The organism is Parvibaculum sp. (assembly GCF_049672805.1).
Taxonomy (GTDB): Bacteria; Pseudomonadota; Alphaproteobacteria; order Parvibaculales; family Parvibaculaceae; genus Parvibaculum.
The window spans coordinates 1-4,329 of record NZ_JBATWS010000264.1 but is presented as its reverse complement, the minus strand read 5'-3'; the positions used below and the strand labels follow the sequence as shown (position 1 = coordinate 4,329).

The window sequence follows — 4,329 nt, the reverse complement described above, 5'->3', positions numbered from 1 at the left end:
ATATTTCCGAGCGCGGCAAGATCGTTCCGTCCCGTATCACGGCCGTGTCGGCCAAGAAGCAGCGTGAACTCGCCCGCGCCATCAAGCGCGCGCGTTTCCTTGCGCTCCTTCCCTATGTCATCAGCTAAGGCCCGGAAAGGAGACTGAACGATGCAAGTCGTACTTCTGGAGCGGGTTGAAAAGCTCGGTCAAATGGGTGATGTCGTCAAAGTGAAAGACGGCTTCGCACGTAACTTTCTGCTGCCGCAGAAGAAGGCGCTTCGTGCCACCAAGGCGAATATCGAGCGCTTTGAAAGCCAGCGCGCCCAGCTCGAGGCCCGCAACCTCGAACTGAAGAAGGAAGCCGAACAGGTTCACGCCAAGCTGAACGGCCAGACCTTCGTCGTGCTGCGCCAGGCTGGCGAAACCGGCATTCTTTACGGTTCGGTGAGCACGCGTGACATCGCTGCGGCGGTGACCGAAGGTGGTTTCTCCACCGCGCGCAATCAGGTTGTTCTCGACCGTCCGATCAAGATGATCGGTCTGCACGACATTCGCCTGGTGCTTCACCCCGAAGTGTCCGCCACAATCGTCATCAACGTGGCCCGCACCGAGGAAGAAGCCGAGCGTCAGGCTGCCGGCGAAGATCTGACCGCACAGCGCGATGACTTCGACGACGAGAATGAAGCTGAAGAAGCCGTCGAGGCTGCCGAGGGCGAAGAAGAAGCCCCGGCTGAAGGCGAAGAAGCCGAACAGCAGGGCTGATCCGGCTCTCGAAACAGCCGATAGACCTTACAAAAGGGCGCCTCAGGGCGCCCTTTTTCGTTGGAACCCGCCTGGCCGCCGGGACGTTGCACTTGCAACCGGGGAATCTTCCTCCTTAGATATGTTCCAGAAAGCCAGTTCGCGCGGGTTCGCGTCTGTGGCGGAAGATGCGCGACATCGGAAACTTGTTCCTATCACGGGAGGGTTTTGATGATTTTCGGCGTGCTTTTGAAGAAGGTCGTGCGGCGCGGCAACCTGACGCTGGTTACGGCAGACGGCAAGTCCACCACATTCGGCGACGGCTCCGGCGATCCCGTTACGGTCAGATTGCACGACAAATCAGTCGCTTATGAGCTGACCCTCAATCCCTACCTGAAACTTGGCGAAGCCTATATGGACGGTCGCCTGACCGTTGACCCGCCCGCCACCATCTATGAGCTGCTGGACCTGCTCACCGGCAATCTCGGCACGTCCTTTGCCGGGCCCGTCTTTGAAATCTATGGCGCGCTGCGGCGGATGAAGCGGCGCATCGACCAGCACAACCCGATCGGCAAGGCGCAGAAGAATGTCGCCCATCACTATGATCTTGATGGCGGCATCTATGACCTCTTCCTCGACCGCGACAAACAATATTCATGCGCTTACTTCCAGCATCCCGAGATGACACTTGAAGAAGCGCAGCTCGCGAAGAAGCGTCACATCGCAGCCAAGCTCCGCATCGAACCCGGCATGCGGGTGCTGGACATTGGCTGTGGCTGGGGCGGAATGGCGCTGACGCTGGCGGAGGAGACGGGCGCCGAAGTGGTCGGCGTGACGCTCAGCCAGGAACAGCTCAAGGTGGCGCAACGGCGCGCGGAAGAGCGCGGGCTCACCGATCAGGTGGAGTTCCGCCTGCAGGACTACCGGACCCTGAAGGAAAACTTCGACCGCATTGTATCAGTCGGCATGTTCGAGCATGTGGGTGTGGGCCATTACGCCGAATATTTCGGCGGTGTTCATCATCTGCTGACCCATGACGGCCTTGCCCTTATCCATACGATCGGCAGGCTCGACGGGCCGGGTTCCACAAATCCCTGGATTGCGAAATATATTTTCCCCGGCGGTTACATCCCGGCGCTCAGCGAGATGGCCCTTGCCGTGGAACGGAGCGGGCTTTTCATGACGGATGTGGAAATCCTGCGTCTCCATTATGCGGAGACGTTGCGGGAATGGCGCCACCGCTTCATGGAAAGGCGGGCGGAGGCAGCGCGCATCTATGATGAGCGCTTCTGCCGGATGTGGGAGTTCTACCTCGCCGGTTCCGAAACATCCTTCCGCAATGAGGGCATGGTCGTCTTCCAGATGCAGATTGCGAAGAAGATCGAAAGCCTGCCCCTCACGCGCGATTACATGCTGGAGGATGAACGCCGCCTAAATGCGCGGGCAGAGGCACCGCGGCACAGGCTCATTGCGGGAGACTGAACCGCGGTGTTGTTCTGAAGCCCATCAGGCGCGGCCCCGCTTTGCATCCACGCTCAGTGCTCCTGCACCATGGGCGAAGACATAAAGGAAGCCGCCTGCCAGCGCGAAATTCTTGAGAAGCGACGGGTCGGACAGGCTGGGGTGAAATATCAGCGCTGCCGCGACACAGAAGAGCGCGAAAGCCAACGCGACGAAACGCGCCTGATAGCCGATCAGCAGCAGGATGCCGCCGCCCAGTTCCAGCAGCACGGTCAGTCCATAGACCACCTCAGGCATAGGCAGGCCCTTGGACGCGATGAAACCGATGGTGCCCTCCGCCCCCGTCGCCTTGTTGATACCGGCCAAAATAAAAAGAGCCGCGAGCAGAACGCGGCCGACAAGCATGACGATGTCTGATGACGGTTTCATGAAACTTCTCCCCCAAAATCGATTCCCCGGAAAAGCATAGTCCTGTCCGGGCTGCCCGCAAATGCCTCCTGTCGGGCGACGGCCTTCAAAATGACCGAGTTATCCCCATAGTTAACAGGCTTGTATGACGGAATTGTTGGCACTTTGAGACCGGCGGTTAAGTCCGTTGCCCCTGTCTCCCCGCTTCACTACAAACAGGATCATGGAAAACGCGCAGCACGCCTACCCTCATCCTTCCGACGACACCCAGGAACCGCATTATCGCGTGCCGCCGCATAATATTGATGCGGAACAGGCGCTGCTCGGCGCGATTCTGGTCAACAATGAAACCTATGATCGGGTAGCGAGCTTCCTCGAGGCATCTCACTTTTTCGATGCCGTGCATGGGCGGATTTATGAGGCGGCGGCGAAGCTCATCACGCAGGGGCATCTCGCCTCGCCGGTGACGCTCAAGAACTTCTTCGAGCGTGATGCGGCGCTTGCCGAAATCGGAGGTCCTGCCTATCTCGCCCGCCTCGCCGGTGCGGCGACAACCATCATCAATGCAGAAGAATACGGCCGCACCATCTATGACCTCGCGATCCGCCGCCAGCTGATCGCGGTCGGCACGGACATTCATAACCGCGCCTATGACGCGCCTGTTGACGACACACCGGGTCAGCAGATCCTTGATGCGGAACAGGCGCTCTACCAGCTCGCCGAACAGGGCAAATATGAGGGCGGTTTCCAGAGCTTTCACGAGTCACTCAAGGTTGCGATCGACATGGCCGCCGAGGCCTATAAGCGCGATGGCGGCCTTTCCGGCATCTCGACGGGCCTGCGCGATCTCGACCAGCGGCTTGGCGGGTTGCAGCCTTCCGACCTCATCATCCTTGCTGGCCGCCCGTCCATGGGCAAGACGGCGCTCGCCACCAATATCGCCTTCAGCGCCGCCAAGGCCTACAAAGCCGAGCATCACGCAGATGGCACGGTTGAAACAAAGGATGGCGCTATCGTCGGCTTCTTCTCGCTGGAAATGTCGGCCGAGCAGCTTGCGACACGATTGCTTGCCGAACAGTCCGGCGTACCGTCAGAACGTATTCGCCGTGGCAACATCCATGAGGACGAGTTCCACAGACTTGTCGATGCCGCGCGGGAACTGCAGAGCATTCCGCTCTATATCGACGATACGGGCGGTCTCACCATCGGTACGCTTGCCGCACGCGCGAGACGGCTGAAGCGGCAGCGCGGCCTCGGCCTTCTCGTGGTGGACTATCTGCAATTGCTCGCAGGCTCCGGCAAGTTTGGCGATAACCGCGTGCAGGAAGTGACACAGATCACGACCGGCCTCAAGGCGCTTGCTAAAGAACTCAATGTGCCGATCATCGCGCTGTCCCAGCTTTCCCGACAGGTGGAAGCGCGCGAAGACAAGCGCCCGCAGCTTTCGGACCTGCGCGAATCCGGCTCGATCGAACAGGACGCCGACGTCGTGATGTTCGTTTTCCGCGAAGAATATTACGTCTCGCGGCGCGAACCGACCGAAGGCACGCCCGAACATCTTCAGTGGCAGCAGGAAATGGAGCGCGTGCATGGCCTTGCCGAATGTATCATCGGCAAGCAACGCCACGGCCCCACCGGCACGGTCAAGCTCCAGTTCCAGGCGGATGTGACACGCTTCTCGGACCTCGAGACACATCACGTCGATGATTTCGAGTGAGGACTGACGGGGCAGTGCTG

At 59.8% G+C, this 4,329-nt stretch carries 5 protein-coding genes; 4 read left to right on the top strand and 1 reads right to left on the bottom strand.

All coding sequences use genetic code 11. From position 1 onward, the window contains the following. From rpsR to WBF74_RS08490, 3 genes are all read left to right on the top strand, one after another. On the top strand, positions 1–128 hold a 128-nt coding region (gene rpsR / locus WBF74_RS08500), incomplete at its 5' end, for a 30S ribosomal protein S18 (protein ID WP_424438112.1). 22 nt (positions 129–150) lie between these two features. Continuing rightward, positions 151–744, top strand: a complete 594-nt coding sequence (rplI, locus tag WBF74_RS08495; RefSeq protein WP_424438109.1) for a 50S ribosomal protein L9 — start codon at positions 151–153, stop codon at positions 742–744. Between the two features lie 210 nt (positions 745–954). Continuing rightward, the gene (locus tag WBF74_RS08490) at positions 955–2,205 is read left to right on the top strand and encodes a class I SAM-dependent methyltransferase (RefSeq protein ID WP_424438106.1); all 1,251 of its coding nucleotides are present in this window, start codon (positions 955–957) and stop codon (positions 2,203–2,205) included. A 24-nt stretch (positions 2,206–2,229) separates the two neighbouring features. On the opposite strand, the gene WBF74_RS08485 is transcribed toward WBF74_RS08490, so the two are convergent. Then, positions 2,230–2,613 (bottom strand): DoxX family protein, encoded by a 384-nt coding sequence (locus WBF74_RS08485; RefSeq protein WP_424438103.1) that lies wholly within the window; start codon positions 2,611–2,613, stop codon positions 2,230–2,232. A 202-nt stretch (positions 2,614–2,815) separates the two neighbouring features. On the opposite strand from WBF74_RS08485, the gene WBF74_RS08480 reads away from it, so the two are divergent. Then, positions 2,816–4,309: a replicative DNA helicase gene (locus WBF74_RS08480; RefSeq protein WP_424438100.1), complete on the top strand. Its 1,494-nt coding sequence runs from the start codon at positions 2,816–2,818 to the stop codon at positions 4,307–4,309. The last annotated feature ends 20 nt before the right edge of the window (positions 4,310–4,329 follow it).